The 17,414-nt window shown below is 49.8% G+C and carries 14 protein-coding genes; 4 read left to right on the top strand and 10 right to left on the bottom strand.

Annotated features, from left to right (window positions below; genetic code table 11):
* Positions 1-193 precede the first annotated feature (193 nt).
* Entirely contained in the window at positions 194-1,000 is an 807-nt protein-coding gene (locus MHH92_RS03005) for a TrmB family transcriptional regulator (protein ID WP_036613206.1), read from the bottom strand.
* 73 nt (positions 1,001-1,073) lie between these two features.
* Positions 1,074-1,889, bottom strand: a complete 816-nt coding sequence (locus MHH92_RS03000) for a zinc ribbon domain-containing protein (protein ID WP_340901807.1) — start codon at positions 1,887-1,889, stop codon at positions 1,074-1,076.
* Between the two features lie 349 nt (positions 1,890-2,238).
* On the opposite strand from MHH92_RS03000, the gene MHH92_RS02995 reads away from it, so the two are divergent.
* The 3 genes from MHH92_RS02995 to MHH92_RS02985 all read left to right on the top strand — a co-directional run bounded on the left by MHH92_RS02995 (position 2,239) and on the right by MHH92_RS02985 (position 5,623).
* Complete coding sequence (locus MHH92_RS02995; protein ID WP_340901805.1) at positions 2,239-4,821, top strand: UvrD-helicase domain-containing protein; 2,583 nt, start codon at positions 2,239-2,241, stop codon at positions 4,819-4,821.
* 20 nt (positions 4,822-4,841) lie between these two features.
* Entirely contained in the window at positions 4,842-5,159 is a 318-nt protein-coding gene (locus MHH92_RS02990) for a hypothetical protein (protein ID WP_282319531.1), read from the top strand.
* 95 nt (positions 5,160-5,254) lie between these two features.
* Positions 5,255-5,623: a hypothetical protein gene (locus MHH92_RS02985; protein WP_036668594.1), complete on the top strand. Its 369-nt coding sequence runs from the start codon at positions 5,255-5,257 to the stop codon at positions 5,621-5,623.
* A gap of 141 nt (positions 5,624-5,764) precedes the next feature.
* Here MHH92_RS02985 and MHH92_RS02980 read toward each other — a convergent pair whose 3' ends face one another.
* The 3 genes from MHH92_RS02980 to MHH92_RS02970 all read right to left on the bottom strand — a co-directional run bounded on the left by MHH92_RS02980 (position 5,765) and on the right by MHH92_RS02970 (position 8,529).
* Positions 5,765-6,484, bottom strand: coding sequence for a hypothetical protein (locus tag MHH92_RS02980; protein WP_340901804.1), 720 nt, complete (start codon positions 6,482-6,484; stop codon positions 5,765-5,767).
* Between the two features lie 450 nt (positions 6,485-6,934).
* A complete protein-coding gene (locus MHH92_RS02975) occupies positions 6,935-8,005 on the bottom strand; it encodes a Gfo/Idh/MocA family protein (protein WP_253505440.1) in 1,071 nt (356 codons plus the stop codon).
* A gap of 47 nt (positions 8,006-8,052) precedes the next feature.
* Positions 8,053-8,529: a GNAT family N-acetyltransferase gene (locus tag MHH92_RS02970; protein WP_036668593.1), complete on the bottom strand. Its 477-nt coding sequence runs from the start codon at positions 8,527-8,529 to the stop codon at positions 8,053-8,055.
* A 249-nt stretch (positions 8,530-8,778) separates the two neighbouring features.
* Between MHH92_RS02970 and MHH92_RS02965 the strand changes: the two genes are divergently transcribed.
* Complete coding sequence (locus MHH92_RS02965; RefSeq protein ID WP_340901803.1) at positions 8,779-9,849, top strand: copper amine oxidase N-terminal domain-containing protein; 1,071 nt, start codon at positions 8,779-8,781, stop codon at positions 9,847-9,849.
* Positions 9,850-10,470: 621 nt separating this feature from the next.
* Here MHH92_RS02965 and MHH92_RS02960 read toward each other — a convergent pair.
* The 5 genes from MHH92_RS02960 to MHH92_RS02940 form a co-directional block, all read right to left on the bottom strand.
* Positions 10,471-10,872: a RidA family protein gene (locus tag MHH92_RS02960; RefSeq protein WP_076332718.1), complete on the bottom strand. Its 402-nt coding sequence runs from the start codon at positions 10,870-10,872 to the stop codon at positions 10,471-10,473.
* Between the two features lie 234 nt (positions 10,873-11,106).
* Complete coding sequence (locus MHH92_RS02955; RefSeq protein WP_036668590.1) at positions 11,107-12,081, bottom strand: M15 family metallopeptidase; 975 nt, start codon at positions 12,079-12,081, stop codon at positions 11,107-11,109.
* Between the two features lie 407 nt (positions 12,082-12,488).
* On the bottom strand, positions 12,489-13,301 hold the full coding sequence (locus MHH92_RS02950) for a hypothetical protein (RefSeq protein ID WP_340901800.1): 813 nt from the start codon (positions 13,299-13,301) through the stop codon (positions 12,489-12,491).
* Between the two features lie 46 nt (positions 13,302-13,347).
* Positions 13,348-16,551, bottom strand: a complete 3,204-nt coding sequence (locus MHH92_RS02945; RefSeq protein ID WP_340901798.1) for a DEAD/DEAH box helicase — start codon at positions 16,549-16,551, stop codon at positions 13,348-13,350.
* A gap of 226 nt (positions 16,552-16,777) precedes the next feature.
* Positions 16,778-17,209, bottom strand: a complete 432-nt coding sequence (locus MHH92_RS02940; protein WP_017690859.1) for a chemotaxis protein CheW — start codon at positions 17,207-17,209, stop codon at positions 16,778-16,780.
* Between the last annotated feature and the right edge of the window lie 205 nt (positions 17,210-17,414).

Genomic DNA, 17,414 nt, shown 5'->3' with positions numbered 1-17,414 from the left:
TTCATACCTTTACTATCGACTTGACTGGGAACAGATGCTGTGACGAACATCACTGTCATATCTCAAACCAGCACAAACAGGCGTCTGCCTTCGGGCAACGCCTGCTTTATGTACACACGTATTCGTTTCGTCAAGATAGGTACCTATGTGCTGGCATATTCACTCCATCAGAGGTGATTAGTCGCCGATCTGTCTAGCTCTGGTCAACCTCTCCTGAAGGAGAAGACCAATAACGCGCAGAGAGTTCTTCGTACCGGTGCCCATAGCGGGACTCCAGTTCCTCCCCCATATCCTGTTCCAATTCGTACAACACCAGCTCTTGAGCAAAATGATTCAGCAGCAGTCCGGTCATTACCGGATGCTCCGTAACTAGTGCCTGTGTGGCGCATGATTCACCGCGCATGCCTAACATGCACCAGCGGCGATCGACCACCAGGGAAAATTTCCGACCATTACCTGTACCATACATAGGCAAACCCGGCCAAGGGACAGGCTGATCAAGCATGCCTTCGCCACCATCACACGACCATAACAGCCGCACACCCCGAGCTTCAGCCTGCTGTAAGTCATTACGTAGCAACTCTGCCTCTTCACGCCAAACGTCTACGACAATCTCATGCTGAGCCTCAGCCAATTCACGGCTCAGATTCTCAAACACATTTTTGTCCCCTTCGACGTTATAGAAGACAGGCTTCTCCGGTTCACTCTTAGGCATGCTGCTCTGGACATAATCCAGCGAGGTACGCATTTGATCGGAGATCATACGTGTCATCTCCTCTGGCTTCAGCACACTATACTTCGCTGGTTCCCCCGGACTACACCGCAAGAACCCACGCTGCTCCAGCCGTTGCAGGGTCGCATATACATTGGAACGGGACACGCCCAGCCGCTTCGCAACCTCATATCCTGAGGCTGATCCCTGACGAGCGAGTTCCACCATAATTTTAGATTCCATCTCAGTAAATCCGAGATGACGCAAATGATGCAGCAGTTGGTCCATATTCCCGTCCCCCCATGCTGTCAGCAACCCGCACTGCCTCACACTGATGCGGCAGTGCTTCTACTGCATCAGATCAGATCTGTTCGGCACCACAGCGCGGGCACCACTTCGACCCTTTGGGTAGCTCGGCTGCACAAATCTGACAATTCACCATTTCACGTGATACTTCGGTCTGTACGTCCACCGTGTTCACGATCGGGTTGTTTTCTTTCCAGTAGCGGATGCGTTCATCCAGTTCCTGCTGACGCTCACGTTCCCGTTGCATCTCTTCATCTCTGCGACGTTCCCACTCCGCATCAAACGCTTCCTTTTCTTCCTGGGTAAATTCCGTACTGTTATATTCCGATTCCGTTTCCAGATCTGCTATGGACGGAATGACCGTATGGTACGGCTCGTCTTCCTCCAGTTCCAACTCAGGTGGCGCATCGTAGAAGTCCGGCTCTTCAGTTGGGGTCTGAGCTACAGCTGCCTCCTGTCTTGCGGCTGTGGTGGCTCCTGCGACTCCTGTTGCTCCTACTTTAGGCGCTGCTGTCTTGAGTTCACCCAACTTGCGTCCGCATTTAGGGCAGAAGTTGGCATCCAGGGAAGCGACGTGTCCACACTCGCACAACCGTTCGTTCTTAAGTTGTGCAATCTTGTTGCGCAGACTATCAATCTCGTCCTGCAATTCGTCGCAGAGCTGCGACAGATCCACCATCTCTTTTTCTGCACGCGTCATATCCTGTGCCCGATAACCCTCATAGAAGATGCGACCCATATCTGTAAAATGGACTTCCTGTTCCTGTTGCAAGCCCACAATCTGGTTGTTCAGTTTCCCAATCTCAACGGCGTGTTGGGCACGCTCTGTTGCTTTGTTCGCTCCGTCTTTGATGCGCTGAAGCAGTTTCATGACCATTCCTCCTCTGTCCCGTCAAAACCAATATTATCATTTCTATTTAGTAGTAAATTAGCATATTACATCTTTCATGCAAAATGCTCAGGCATATAACTTATACGATATCATGCCAAAAAGTTGCGTAATCTCGTGCAGGTGCCCGTTTTATACCGATACTGGATGAAATCGGGGGCTTTCGTCAAGACCATATGTTCGGGTATAATGAAGCTTTGGCCCTACTTAACCGCCTGATTAGGCGACTAACTCTATCATACCAATTTACAATGCGATTGTGAAAAGGGCAAATGGTTTACTTTTAGCCGGGATAGTCCTATCCCTGAATGCATACAGAGGTGGATGAAACATGTTAAGTCCGAACTCAACGTTCTACCCCCGTCCGCTCGGGGTTACCCCGGCGGCGTCCCTGCCCCAGTCCCCGTCTGCTCCGCTGGAGACCAGTCGGCAACTCGTGGGTAATGAGCAAAAGGATGCCTTTTATTTTCGCTCTCTGGAAGAGGCCGGCATCAAGTTAAACGCACCACAAATCTCGGCAGTCCGTCACGGCAGAGGACCGATTCTGACGCTCGCCGGAGCCGGTTGTGGCAAAACAACTGTACTGGCTGCAAGAGCCGGCTACCTCATAGAGGTCAGCGGCGTACATGCAGGCAGTATCCTGCTGGTGACGTTCACGAACAAAGCCGCCACCGAGATGAAAGACCGGATCGCCGCATTGCCAGGCATACGCCCGGCAGCCGCGAGAGCCGTACAGGCTCGCACCTTCCACTCTTTTGCGCTGACATTATTGCGTCATTACGGTGTGCAGGAAGAGATCTTTGGCGAGTCGCGAGCCCAGCATACGGTGCTGAAGATGCTTCTTCGCCAAAATGGCATGAGTGAAGCCTTCCAACCTGAAAGTCTGCTGGCTATGCTGTCCGCATGGAAGATGCAAGGATCGGAAACAACCGATCTGCCTGAAAAATCACAGGAAGAACGCGATGCCAAGCGTGTTCTGCTTGGTTACGAAGCCTGGAAGCAGGATCGCGGCAAAATGGATTTTGATGATATTTTACTACGGGCAGCCGCGCTGCTTCGTGATCCTGCTGTTCTGGGGCCGCTTCAGAAGCGTTTCCAGTACATTATGGTGGATGAGTTCCAGGATACCAACCATCTGCAGTATGAAATTGTGCAAAAACTGGCTTCCGCTCACCGCAATCTGATGGTTGTGGGAGACGATGACCAGACGATCTATACCTTTAATGGCGCACGCCAGGAATCAATTTTGGAATTCGATAAAGTATACCCCGGCGCACGCATTGTGACGCTGGATATCAATTATCGTAGTGATGCACGCATTCTGGGACTCGGAAGTGAACTGGTCGCCCGCAATAAACGCAGACGTGACAAACGGCTACGTGCCGCTGGAAACCGCGGAGATGCGCCTCGCTTCGCTACACCTTCCAATGCAGAGGAAGAAGCGGCGTGGGTTGTAAACCAGCTGTGCCAGCAGGTTGAAGAAGGACAACACACCTATCGCGATATTGCGATTCTTCACCGGACAGCCAGCAGCAGCCGGGCTGTATTTGAGCAGCTTGTGTTGAAAGATGTGCCTTTTGTACAGCATGGTGCTTCTCCGGTGTTCTATGACCAGTCTCTCATCAGACCCCTGATGGATCATCTGCGTCTGTCCCTTGACCCACGAGCCATGGATGCTCTTCCAAGTGCACTGGGTCCGCTCTACGTCTCACGCGATGCGGGTCTGGAATGGATACAGCGTTGTGAACAACAACAGGCGAAGAAATATCCGCTCATCCATCTGGTGAAATGGGAAAAGCTGAAACCATTTCAGCAGGAACAGGTCAAAGAACGCATCAAACTGATCAAATCACTGCACAAACTAAAACCCATCATCGCCATTCAGGAGATGCGCAGGCAGTTCTACGACAAGTATATGGAAAGTGGTGATCCCAGCATCTTCACCCACTATAAGGAAACGATGCTGGAAACTCTGGATGAATTCGAAGCTGCTGTCAAAAAATTCGAAACGGTAGAAGAGTTCATCCAATTCGCGGATGAGCTGTCCCGCAGACACCGTGAGATGGAATCTTTGCGTCGTGCGCAGGATAGTGACGCGGTACAGCTGATGACGATCCACCGGGCCAAAGGATTGGAGTTCCCTTGTGTGTACTGGATTGGAGCCAGTGAAGGCATTGTGCCTCACAGTACAGCACTTCGCCAGGATATTCCCGAGGATCAGAAAGCTGCGCTTGCTGTGCAGCAGACAGATGCCGAACTGGACATGGCGCTGGAGGAAGAACGCAGGCTCGCCTACGTTGCCATCACACGGGCCAAGCAGTACTTGTATGTCACCTCACCGGCGAGCCATCATGGAAAACCAGCGGATGTGTCCCGCTTCCTGCTTGAAGCCTTCGGCATGGAAGTACCGGACAAACGCAAACCTCGTGAGGAGAGCCGGACGAGCAGTCAGGCTTCATATGGTAAAGGCAACGGACAGTATGCCCGCTCGTCCGGCTCAGGTGCCCGTTCAGAAGGTCGGGATGCGGCACAGCGTCGTGCCATCAGCCACAGTGACCGTCGTGACTACGAGGTCCACAACGAACGTGATGAGGATCGCCTCAGTGAACGGCGTGGTAGTGGAGAGATTCGCAACCATAAGGCATTCAGCACCACAGGTCTGAGTCCAACAGTTGCAAGTTCCTCCAGTTCACATTCGCACACTTCAGGTTCAGGGAATGCTGAGCGTACGGAGACCGTTGCGGTCTGGAAGTGTAGTTCATCCACCTGTAAAGCGTGGCTAAGACAGAAGCCGGCTGTGCCTTCAAAAGCAACCAAGAAGGCATCCTCGGGCCCTCCCGCCTGTCCCCTGTGTTCAGGATCGATGGAGGCCGGCACCCGCCAGGTGCCCGTAACGGGGAGATTTGGGAAATAACTCAAAGGAAGAGGTCCCTTATGGAGTTAGAGATGATTATTAAAGAGCGGATTCAAGAAAGATTCGACACCCTACAGGAATTGTACGATATGTGGTTTACCGAAAATCCGGCTTATATCGCTCCCAAAGAAAAACTTTTTCCACAATCACATATTGAGAAACTTAGAACCATTACTTATCTATTGGATAAAGGGTTCATCGTCGTTAATCCCGTTAAAGATGAACCATCACTCGTGTCAGTCAGTATTACAGTAGATGGAATTGACTTTTTTGAACAAAGTCGATTAGAAGGAAAAGGTAATGGCTGGTCATATGTGACTGAACATGTGGATGAGTAAATAACACACGAGCACAGTAGCTCGTTTCAGGGCGCTTTTTGCTGTTTATTAACAGTAGAAGCGTCTTTTTTCCATTTCAGAATGGGGGTTGGAATATGCAGGACGGCAAACAACATCTGTATGTATCGGTAACACATAATCTTATTGAGCAAACAAAGAACGAATCTACACCCTTTGAGGTGTTGGTGGATGACGAACAGTTGGGCCGATTGAAAGATCTGATGAAGGTGCTGGAGGATGACGATGCCTATACATTGCAACGGGCGCCAGTACCCTACAAATCGGCAGACCATGATGAGGCAACGGAGCAGTTTTCGGATGGCATGACCTTGCTGTACACCTTTCTGTATGACCACGGCACGCCGGATACCCGGCAGGCAATTGAAACCATGAACGTGCTTCCAAGGCTACAGGATACGGATTATGATGACCCTGGATACGAGAATTCACCACTGAATAAATGACCTGATGCCAAAAATATGCGCATCTGCTTTGGACGTAAGCTCCCTCTTTATAAAGACAGATACAACAACATATTTAATGATAAATAACCTCTTTCCTGAACATGCTCCTTGTTAGGAAAGAGGTTATTTCTTTGAGTATTTTTACTTGATGGCTTGAGTCCATTCTACAAATTTATATGGTTCCTGCCAAGATCCAGAGTATGGTCCGTGAGGGTCTCCCGACAAATTCCCCTTACCAGTTGCACTCCATGTTCCACGGTTTACAAAAGGGGTTATCCAGAAAACATAGGAGGAAATACCACTTCCGACTTTAGGCCCTGAATATGTTGTATTTATGCTTTGGTTTATTTCACTGGCCAGCCCTGCTTCTATCGAAGTTTTTAAACTAGCTGGAATCGTGACACTAGCCGAGACATTTGCACTTAGTTTAAATGTAGTGTTAATCGTTCTTTCTTGGGACTGCCCAACACTTGTTACCTGCTGAGCTGCTAATGGGGTATCTCTCTGGGTGACTTGCTTAGTGATATCCCAGATAATATACAGGTCATACCAAGCATTGGGCGTTACTATATTTTGTTGAGATGATGTGGTTTGATTGCTACCTTCAATGACATTAGAAATAATAATATCTCCATTACCGCCTGCTTGTTGTGAGATCGCTTTCAGTTCTTCATCGGTTATTTTACCAGCTGCTTCAGGTGAAATTATAAAGCTTTGTCCATCAATTACTTTTTCTGAATTATTAGTAGACGGAACGATTACATCATGATTTTGTTGAGCCATAGCAACTGAAGAAAACGTTCCTCCCACGAGCATAGAAGCCACAACAGCGGGGACTAAAATTTTTTTTGTAATATTCAACACAAATTACCTCTTTTCCTGTATAATTTGGTACATAATCCATAATAAAGGAAAATAATAAAATGTCAAATATTGAATAAAAAGGAGATAATGATGAATTTACGAACAACAGGTATAATTCTTCTAACCATGGCAGGATTCCTCTATACTTTGGAGCGTACTGTTGCCTATTTCTCTACTTACGTCAAAACCATTGGAAAAATTGGGATATCCGTCGATTTAACAGTGCTCTATCCTGGATTTTTTGATAATCTCTTCGTTCCAATTTTCGCTTTTTTAGGATCAGTTCTATTCATTGTCGATCTCATAATTAAAAACAAATAATAGCCACTAAAAAAGAGTTCTGAGGGAACACGCACCCACCAGAGCTCTTTTGTTAATAACATTTTCTTAATCGAATTAGAATATATCGAATTTAACTATTTTTCAATTGCTTTTTAACATGTCTAATTAATCAAGTCTGATCTCCTGCCCTTTCTCAGCGGATTCGTAGATTCCGCACAACATGCGCGTGGAAGCCACACCATCCGCAATTGGGCTGATCGGCTCTGTACCGTTCAGGCAACAATCCACAAAGTGGTCAATCTGGTTCTGGAATGCACTATGAATATGGAGACCCGTATTGTCCGTCTGGGGTTCAATATTCAAGATGGTGTTATTTTTCTCCGTGACGATCAGTGTCTCCGGCTCCAGTTCGAACCCACCACGTTCGCCGTATAATTTCACCGAAGATTCATCTCCGCGTGAATGCAGGGTAAAGCTCACATCCACCGCCAGCGAAGCCCCGTTTTCAAACCGAATGAGCGCATTCGCCATATCTTCTACGTCATTCACAGCTGCGCTGTAGTCGGCTGCTTTGTAAAAAGAAAGATGTTCAATATGGGCACGATTGCCCAACTTCCGATACGTATTACCACTGACCGTAACAGGTTTCGGCCTGCCCATGAGGTACCAACATTGGTCGATAATATGTACGCCCAGGTCAATCAGAGGGCCGCCGCCGGAACGGCTTTTGTCAGCAAACCAACCGCCCGGATTGCCGTGTCGCCGTAGAATGGAAGCTTTGGCATAATACAGTTCACCAAACTCCCCGGCATCAATGAATCTGCGCATCATCTGCATATTGTTATCATAACGCCGCACAAAACCAACGATAAACGTACGTCCACTCTTCTTCACCGCTTCTTCAATCCGCAGTGCATCTTCCACATTGGTTGCGACCGGTTTCTCCAGCAACACATGCTTGCCTGCCTCCAATGCAGCAATGGCAAATTCCGCATGTGTATTATTCCAGGTACAGATACTGACAGCATCCACATGCGGGTCCTCCAGCATCTCCCGATAATCGGTGTACACGGATTGAGCATCATACTTCTGTGCCGCAGCTTTAGCCCGCTCTTCGTTCAGATCGCAGATCGCATAGATGACGGCATCCTCGTTTTTGGCATAACACCTCATATGAAGATCCGAGATTGATCCTGTACCGATCATTCCGATGTGCAACATTTGTTTCGTGCTCATCATCGTCCTCCCTTCCTTTTCCACAGCTTCCACAACATCATTATTGTCTAGTCTGCCCGCAGCATACCTTCGTAAATACCCGGCGTTGAATTTTCAATCTTCACTGCACCCAGCGTCCGGGCATAGAAATCCACAGGTCCCGCTGATCCGATAATCGCATACCCGTAACCGTCCGCCTTCATCGCATGCATACAGGCCAGTAACAAGGCTGTGCCTACACCTTTGCCTCGTGCATCCTGGCTCACACCGGTCGGTCCGAAGAAGTTGCGACATGTCGCTTCGTAACAGGCAAATCCAATCATTTTCCCATGCTCAACCGCAATATAACAGGACACCGGCTGACGCGCAAAAGCGACATCACATTCATCTACCCAAGCCTGACTAAAATGTGACCTCACCCAATCCAGTACAAGCTGTTTCTCTGGGGCAATGGCTCTTCGAATCACAATGGAGGATTCCTCCAGCATTCTCAGTCCACTCTCTTGCTCCGGTAAACGATAGAGCGCTACCAACATATCACTCATCTAATCCGTTCCTCCTCGTACTTGAATGTGAAATAGGACAAAGGTTTGGCCACTTACCTGAAATTAACCTGATCCTGCTGCGGATAACCTGCAATACAAGCGATATTTCTAATTTAAACTAACCTACCGCTTACATTCATTGCATTTCAACTGCAACACTTAGACGATTTGTCCCGTCTATTAACTTGAAGCGCGGCCCTAAGGAAGATTTTACCGCGTCAGTACACAGATTAGAAGGGATGAATATTGATGAACAACAACATGAAAAAAGTAAGTGCACTGATGGCCCTATCCATGGCATTGGGTGGTGGAGCCGCTTATGCAGCAACACTGGACAACACAAAACCAGTCCATCAAACATCCGTTTCAGCAGATAGTAACGCAGCGAGTGTAGTAAACGTATCCGTGAATGGTGCAACCATCTCTGATGGTTATTGGAACAAAGATGGCAAAGTAGCCATGATCCCGCTGCGTGATCTTACCGACGCACTGGGTATTGAACTGGAATGGAATAAAGAAACTAAAACTGCAGAGCTGACTCGTGGTGCTCTCTGGACACAGGTAATCACAGGCAAGGATCAATATTCCGTGAATAAAATGCTGCTCACGCTGGGTACAGCGCCCGAAATCACAGGCGGCAAATTGTATGTACCGGTTTCTTTTGCTGAGAAAGCACTGCATGGACAAGTGAACACAACAGGAAATCAGGTGACTATCTCGAGTGAAGAGGACGTGAAGACGGTTACTGAACGTGGTGTCATTACCAGAATCTCGAACCAAGATAAATATCAGTCCATCCAGATTGGCGGTGCAGGTACGGATGGTATTGTGCTCAATCTGAGCGATGAGACAAAATTCATCTCAGTTGAGGGAAAAGAGATTGCACTGACTGATCTGGCCATTGGCATGAACGTGGAAGCTGAGCATTCCCTGATCACCACCCGCAGTCTGCCACCACAAACGCCGACCTATACAGTCACTGTGTTGGATGCGGCTACAGCATCTGAGGCACAACCTAAAGAGCTTCTGGGTACAGCGGGTACAATTGAAAATGTAACATCAGCTGAAGGCAGCATCTCACAGATTGAGATTACAGGTACACGGTTAACAGAAACCGCTCCTGACCATGTCGTGCTGAACATTGCTAAAGACACGTTGCTCGTGAACCACGAAGGTGAGACGGTGAAAGCTGAAGAACTGACCAAAGGCGCTAAAGTCATTGGGTTCTACAGCCCTGTGTTGACGCGTAGCCTGCCTCCAATCGGAACAGCTTGGAAAGTGGTTGTTGAAACACCTGCAGCAGAACTGGAAGCGAAATAATACGATTGGAAAAACGTCTGGCTGAAACACATGTTATATGTTGTTGCAGACGACCGTGTACATCGCTTAGCGCGGGGTCATGAGTGTGGAGCATCATAATGACCAGCCATCCGCATGTAGCTCCTGACGCGCGGTGTCATGAGTTTGGCGCATCAAGAACTCAGCCGTGCGGCCAGGCGGCGAAGTCAATTCAAAATAACCTTATCCGCTTGTCTTTTGACAGGCATGGATAAGGTTATTTTTTGGTTTTTTTTGGTTTTTGTTTTGGTTCTGGTTTTTAGAGTGTGTCTACAAACTGCTTCAAACCGAAGGTTATCTGAAACTTGTCCGGAGCAGACACGTGCGATGTGCACTGCATACGAAATACATTGCTTACCGAATGTAAGAGCAAGCGGAGTTAACGCTAACGAATCTGAGGCATCTTATTCAAGGATTTGAAGTACCCGCAGAAATCTAAGGAATCTCAGGCACGTTAATTTGAATTAATAGCTGTTTTTAGCATTTTTATCAGAGTAATTTGGGAAATAACGTGTCTGATGTTCCTTACATTTTAGAAAGAGGACCTTATCGCCAAATAAGACGTCCTGGGTTCCTTAGATATCTTCCGGATAACGGTCAGAATCAACCGGCTTGGGTTTCATCTTCAACAATCGCTTCCACTTCAATCTCAACCATCAACAAGGGATCAATGAGTGCGCTAACTTCAACCATGGTGGCTACAGGCTGGATCTGTCCAAAAAATTCACCGTGTGCCTTGCCAACTTCCTCCCATCTGGAGATATCGGTCACAAACATCCGGGTTCTCACCACATGCGACATGTCAGCCCCCAGTTCTTTCAGTGCATTCTCGATCGTCTGCAAAACGAACCTTGTCTGTGCATACGGATCACCTGCTCCAACAACTACACCATCTTGCATCGCGGTTGTACCCGCCACTTCGATTCGGTTCCCTACACGGATTGCACGGCAATATCCCACCAACGGTTCCCATGGGGAGCCCGTAAAAACCTGCTGTCTGCTCATTCTCTCGTCCCTCGCTTTGGTTGTATTTGTCTCTTCAGATTAAACATGAATTATATCAGTCCCCCATCATCTCGGACAATGGAATCAAGTTTAATTCTATCTTAAATCCATTAACATTTTTGCACAGAAAAAAATCCCCTGAATGACTGCCCATTGGTTAGATCAAGGACGGTTCATTCGGGGATTTATGAGAAATAGTATCTTGTCTTTTTCTTTAAGGATGAAACATCCAAATTACAACTTGATATTAGCCTCATCGAAGTATTCTTCTAGAGTTAACCCGCTCTTCGCCACATCCGGTGCCAAATCTGTACCGATGTACCGGATATGCCAAGGCTCATAGACGTAACCTGTGGTATCTTCTTCACCTTGCAGATAACGGATGACATATCCGTATTCTGCAGCATGTTCAGCCAACCACTGGCCTTCCTTCGATGTGCCAAATACCTCTTCCAGCACATTGCCCACACTCGGGCTGGATACATCAATGGCAAGACCCGTCTGATGTTCGCTTCGGCCTGGCACAGAGCTCACACGATCTGTGTATTCTTGACCTTTGGTTTTGACATTATTGTTATAGATGGATACCTGACGCTGATATGAACGATAACCGGACACCGCACGAAGCTCAATGCCATCCGCTTTTGCACCTGCAAACAACTTCTCCAGTGCCTCCGCAGCTTCCTTGCGCATATGCCGCTTCTCGTGTGGTTCGTCGAAGGAGAACGGTACATTCGGCTCTACCAGATCGTCCGGCTCGTAACCGTCAGGCAGACTCCGTTGTTTGTTCACAATGACGGTCATAGACTCGGCATTGGTCACCACAGATTGTGCATCAATCGTCGTTTGCAGTGCGCTGATACTGCGTTTCTCCAGCAATGGATCTTCCCCTGTCGCTCCATTACCATTGTCCGAAGAGCCCTGCCCTTCGCCCGCTGAAGCATTCCCAGACTCGCTATCCGTGCCTTCACCGCTGTTGCCAGAAGATGATGTGTCATCCCCGCCAGCATTGTCGCCATCCGTTCCTTTATCCTCCGTAAAATGAACCGTAGTGCCGTCCGTCTCCTGTTGTGTGTTACCTGTTCCATTCGGATTCTGGCTCTCCTCTGTGCCTGAACCGTTCTGGCACGCGGCAAGCAATGCTCCGCATATCATCAATGAGGACAGCATAACCACCATGCGGCGCTGTCTTCCTGTAGTTGATTTCATGTAAAAACTCCTATCACAATAATATAAATGTTATATAGTTCTCTGCGTGCAATGTTCCCTGCGACAGTATACCTTAATTGGGAGCGAAGCTCCACCGGTAAAGACCTCCTTTAGAAGAGATCCGAATGAACTTATACGGGCTGTACAGCCTGTATGATCGTTTTTTGGACTTTTAGAGCAACATCCCCGTGCTGTACACAATTGAATTGAAATGGGAATATACCTTCATATATCCAATATGCAAAAAATTGATTATACCGAGATGCACTTTATTAATGAGCATTAGCATTGTTGGATAAAGACAAAATTCATCTTGTACCGGGAAATGAATTAAATCAAATAATGCAACATGCTGCAATAAAAACAAGCAGGGGTGATCTGAGATCTCCCCCGCTCTGATGGGTGCATCATTTGGTTGCCGGACTGTCTGTCTTCTTCTGGACAGCCTGCCACATCCGCGCGGCTACACGCTCGCGGATCAAATCCAGCCCTGCGGTGGCCGGCACGCCCGGCATCAGCGCCGTCAGCTCCGGCAAGGCCGGCGGCTTGCCCGGCTGCGCGAGGCGCACCTCAACGGCGCCAAAGCCCGGCCCCGGCTGGTGCATGGCGCCGTCCGCGGCGGCCTCGGCGATCCACTCGCCGACGGCAGCGCCGCCTTCGCCGCCCCGCACTTGCGGGCGGCCAGCCGTTTCCGCTGCGCGGCCGGGGCAGCTGGGATCATGGGCGAGTTCATCCGCCCATGCCCCCAGCACGCCGGCGAGCAGCGCTTCGCGCGGCAGGCCGGCGTGCGCCAGCTGCATCAGCGGCTCGGCCGCGAGGCGCGCAGCTACGGCGCGCTCAGCGGCCGCGGCATGCGCGCAGCTCGGGCGGCCGCAGGTGCACGCCACGGCCGCGCTGGCCGTTGCTGCGCCTGGCGAGCCCTCGGACGCTTGCGTAGCCGGCAGCAGCCCGGCGAGTTCCTCGGGCGCCGGGCCGCCGCGCAGCAGGGCGTACAGCGTCAGCGGGCGCTTGCGCAGCTGAGCCAGTACAGCCTCGCGCTGGGCTTCGCTCAGTCGCGCGGGCGTTCCCGTGACCGTGAACATGCCTGCGGCCGATCCGGTCTTGCCCTCAGCAGCGGAAGCGGAAACCGAAACTTCCTGGTCCGCTTCCGCTGCTGTATTTACTTCTGCTGTCCATCCACCGGGGGACATATGCAGCTCGATCTTCCATTTTTCGCTCACAATAATCCCCCTTTCTCCACATCTATATTCCTCTGAAAGTTCAAGGTCACAGCCACGTCTCACCCTGAAGAGAGATCAGACCACGCAGCTCATCATCCGACATCTCGGTCAGCCAGTTCTCACCCGAACCAACGACCTGCTCGGAGAGTGCCTTCTTGCTCTCAATCAGCTCATCAATCCGTTCTTCCAGTGTTCCCTGACAGATCAACTTATGCACCTGCACGTTGCGATTCTGTCCAATTCGGAATACACGGTCCGTCGCCTGATTCTCAACCGCAGGATTCCACCACCGATCATAGTGAACAACATGACTCGCGCGTGTCAGATTCAGACCTACACCTCCGGCACGAAGAGATAGAACAAACATGGACGGCCCCTCTCCTTTTTGGAAAGTCTCCACCATATCATCTCTTTGCGCCTTCGACACACCACCATGCAGGAAATAAGGTTCTTCCTCATATCGCTGTTTCAACCTCGATACCAGCAGATCTCCCATAGCAACATACTGCGTGAAGATCAGAGCCGATTCCCCGTTATCACGGATGGCGTCCAGCAGTTCAAGCAATCGTTCCATCTTACCGGATGCCTCAGCCTTGCCGTGGTCTTTCCGATTGCTGTCCGCCAGCACCGGATGATCGCAGATCTGCTTGAGCTTGGTCAGAGAGGACAGCACAATTCCCTTGCGGGCGATGCCATTTCTGCCATCCAGACCACCCATCAGATCATCCACCACACGCTGATACAACACCGTCTGCTCCGGCGTCAGAGAACAATAGGATTTCAGTTCAAGCTTCTCTGGCAGATCCTTGCGAATATCCGGATCACTTTTCAGCCTGCGCAGCATGAATGGAGATACCAGTCGATGAAGCTCACGCAAGGATGCTGCATTTTCTTCGGATGGCCCCAGTCCTGTATACCGCTGGCGGAACGATGAAGCTGTGCCCAGATACCCCGGATTGAGAAACTGGAAAATCGACCAAAGTTCGCTGAGCCGGTTCTCTACAGGCGTTCCCGTCATCGCAATACGATGAAGTGTAGACAGGCGCATTACGCTTTGCGCTTGTTTGGTACGGTAGTTCTTAATATATTGTGCCTCATCCAGCACAATGGTGGACCAGTGCAACGAAGCCAGATCCGGGCCATCTCTGCCTGCCAGATGATAGGTCGTCAGTACAATGTCATGCGTCTGCGCTTCTGCCTGGAATTCGTTCCCGTGCAGCCGTTGTCCGCCATGATGAATATATAGCGACAGATCCGGGGCAAACCGCTTCAGCTCACGCTGCCAGTTTCCAAGCAGCGAGGTAGGACACACAATAAGTGCAGGCAGATGAACAGGCTGCTCATGCGTGTGCTGATCCGCCGGGAAAGAATGATCTGATCCATTCAACAGCTCATTCTCACGGGCTTCCTCTTCAGCTGCCTGGCGTTCCTCGTGTTTGCGGTCTAGCAGACAGGTAATTACTTGAATCGTCTTCCCAAGTCCCATATCGTCCGCGAGACATACGCCAAAGCCCAGCTCACGCATCGCGGATAACCATTGGTAACCTCGTTCCTGATAAGGTCTTAGTTCACCATGCAATTCTGCCGGAACCTGACGAGGCTCAATACTGCGAAGCACCTGTCCATCGAGCAGGAAAGCAAGCATCCCATCAGATTCGGCACCAAAGACGGAGAGGCCCTTCCATGCGGAATCCTCCCCTTCATCCGCTGCCAGATGCAGCCATTCGGAGAGAGGCATATATTGTTCTTCTTCTTTTTTCATATAACGCAGGACTTGGCGAATCTCTTTTGTATCCACTTCAATCCATTCACCACGGAACATGACATACGGAACTGTGGATTCAGCCAATGCTGCCAGTTCCTCCGCTGTGACCGGTTTACCATCCAGCATAGGCTCCGCTTTGAAAGCAACCAATTGTTCCATGCCCAGTGCCGATGTGGCTCCAGGCAACCGCTCTGTTCCCCGATTCAACATCTGCAGACGCAGTCCCGCACGACGTTTCCCGGCTCGACTCCACCTTGAAGGCATGAGAACGGTTATCCCGGCCTTCTGCAAACGTGGAACCGCATGCGTGAGAAACTCAAAGAAACCCTGCTGCTCCAGCTTAATTTCCTCCGGACGAGCGGTAAGCAGCGCCGTCTCCAGTTCAGGTGCCATTTCTGCTGCTTGCCCGAGTGCCATCAATAATTGCTCTGCCGCCGAGGTATATAACACCTTCCCCCGGTCCAGATCTCGCTCTGGATGTGCCCAGATAGTCCGTGCAGGCAACCTCAAGCTTGGTTCCTGCTCACTGTCCGCCCAAAAGCTGATTCCCCAGATCGTTTCTTGTTCGCCCAGCGGTGGCTCCAAGCGGAGCACCAGCTTCAATTGGCCTTTAGCAGGTGCCATCTCTTCTGCTCCCACGATTGGCATTGACGTTCCACCAACTTCTTGCAACGTATGAATAAACGCTGTCATATCGTCCGTCGGCCCTTGCACCGTCACAGGACGGAACATCGAGATCAGACTGTTCCACCAGAGTTCGGCTACTGGCGAAGATCCGCGTCGATATGGGGTGCGGTAACGGGACAGTTCACTGTCCATGCCCTCCAGTTCACTTGTCACCACAGCATGAATCATGCCACTCATGAATGAAAATAATACCGCAGCCCCTGCTTCTTCACGCGTTTCCGGTTCCAATGAAGCATAAGCTCCAGGAGCAGCCAATCCAATCGGAGGCATCGCTTCAGCAAGATCGCGGAAGCGTTCGATGTCCTCCTCCTGCTGCAAGCGTGGCCGCCATACACCTGTTAATGTCTCTTGTCCGGTCCGTCGCCGTGCTCCGGTCTTTGCTGCGAATTCAGCCGATGGAGCAATTGCTCCCCGCAACAGCAGCTCCTGTGTGAACTGCGCCGCCTTGATCCAGTAACGCATCTCTTCTCCAACCTGAATTCCGGCTGCATTTAACAAACGGTCATCCCATTGCAGCAGCAGCCTGAAGGCATCCTTAGGCGAGACTGCCAATCCTTCCAATGTGCGTCCCAGCAGTTGACGCCGCTTCGTGTTCTTCGCTTCAGCCGTGTTCCTTAGCGGATTCGGCCAGCGCAGCTCCGCAAGACGCAGAGCGGCAGGCTGAAACAGACGACCTCCGTCGCCAAAATTCAACCTTCTTACCACGTGGCTCCATGCATCCACACGTGGTTCCGATGTTTCACCGGAAAAACAAAAAAATACGTCACCAAGCCATACTCCATACAGCGATTGCATCATTAAAGTCTCCCGTCATCCCTTCGCATTGTTACTCTCCATCATATACGAAAATGACCGGATTTAAAAACCTTTGCCCATAAAAAGTGGCTATTTCGATGGTTAGGGCGTGTCTGAAAACGCCTTAGCGGCACAAAAAAATGTCCCTTCTCCCGAAAAGCGGATGAGGAACATTTGGGTAAACCGAAGGATAATACTGAATATTGAAAGAATTACGGATCTTTTACTCCTATGATCTGATCAAGCTGCCCAGTAATACATCGAGGTTCAAAATACCTGCACGATGATCTTCACAGAACCCGATTTTGTCAAAAACGCCAAGCATGAAACGACGGTGTTCCTCAGCTGGTTCCTCGAAACGATCGTAACTTACGACAGAATCGACCATATCTACGATCAGCGGTACAAATCCACCTTTGTAAGGCACCACAATAATACGTGTAGAAGAGGTATCCTCCTGGTCTGGCATGCCTAACAATACACGAAGACTCACCACCGAAACGACCTTACCGTACAGCGAAGCAAAACCTCGGATCTCCGGGCTTCCAAATGGAACTGTTGTCACCTGCACCATTCTGATGATCTCATGAACTTCATCAATTCGTAGTGCAAAGATCTGGTCTCCTACCGAAAAATTAATATATTGCATTCCCTCGTCCATAGTTATCCCCATATCCTCTCATTCCGTATAATCAGATCATTATAAAATATAAAAACAAAACCACATGAAGAGCACTTTATTTGGCTAAGTGACCTGCTTGTGGTTCGCATTCACCAAGTCACCACAGGTACTTTCGTCCCACTAGATGTTACTTTGGTGTATCGGTTATTTTTGACCAAATGTTTAGGCTTCAGATCAATTTTGC

It is taken from the genome of Paenibacillus sp. FSL M7-1414, assembly GCF_038003195.1.
Lineage (GTDB): Bacteria > Bacillota > Bacilli > Paenibacillales > Paenibacillaceae > Paenibacillus > Paenibacillus amylolyticus.
The sequence above is the reverse complement of the archived record's forward strand: the minus strand, read 5'-3'. Positions and strand labels throughout refer to the sequence as shown.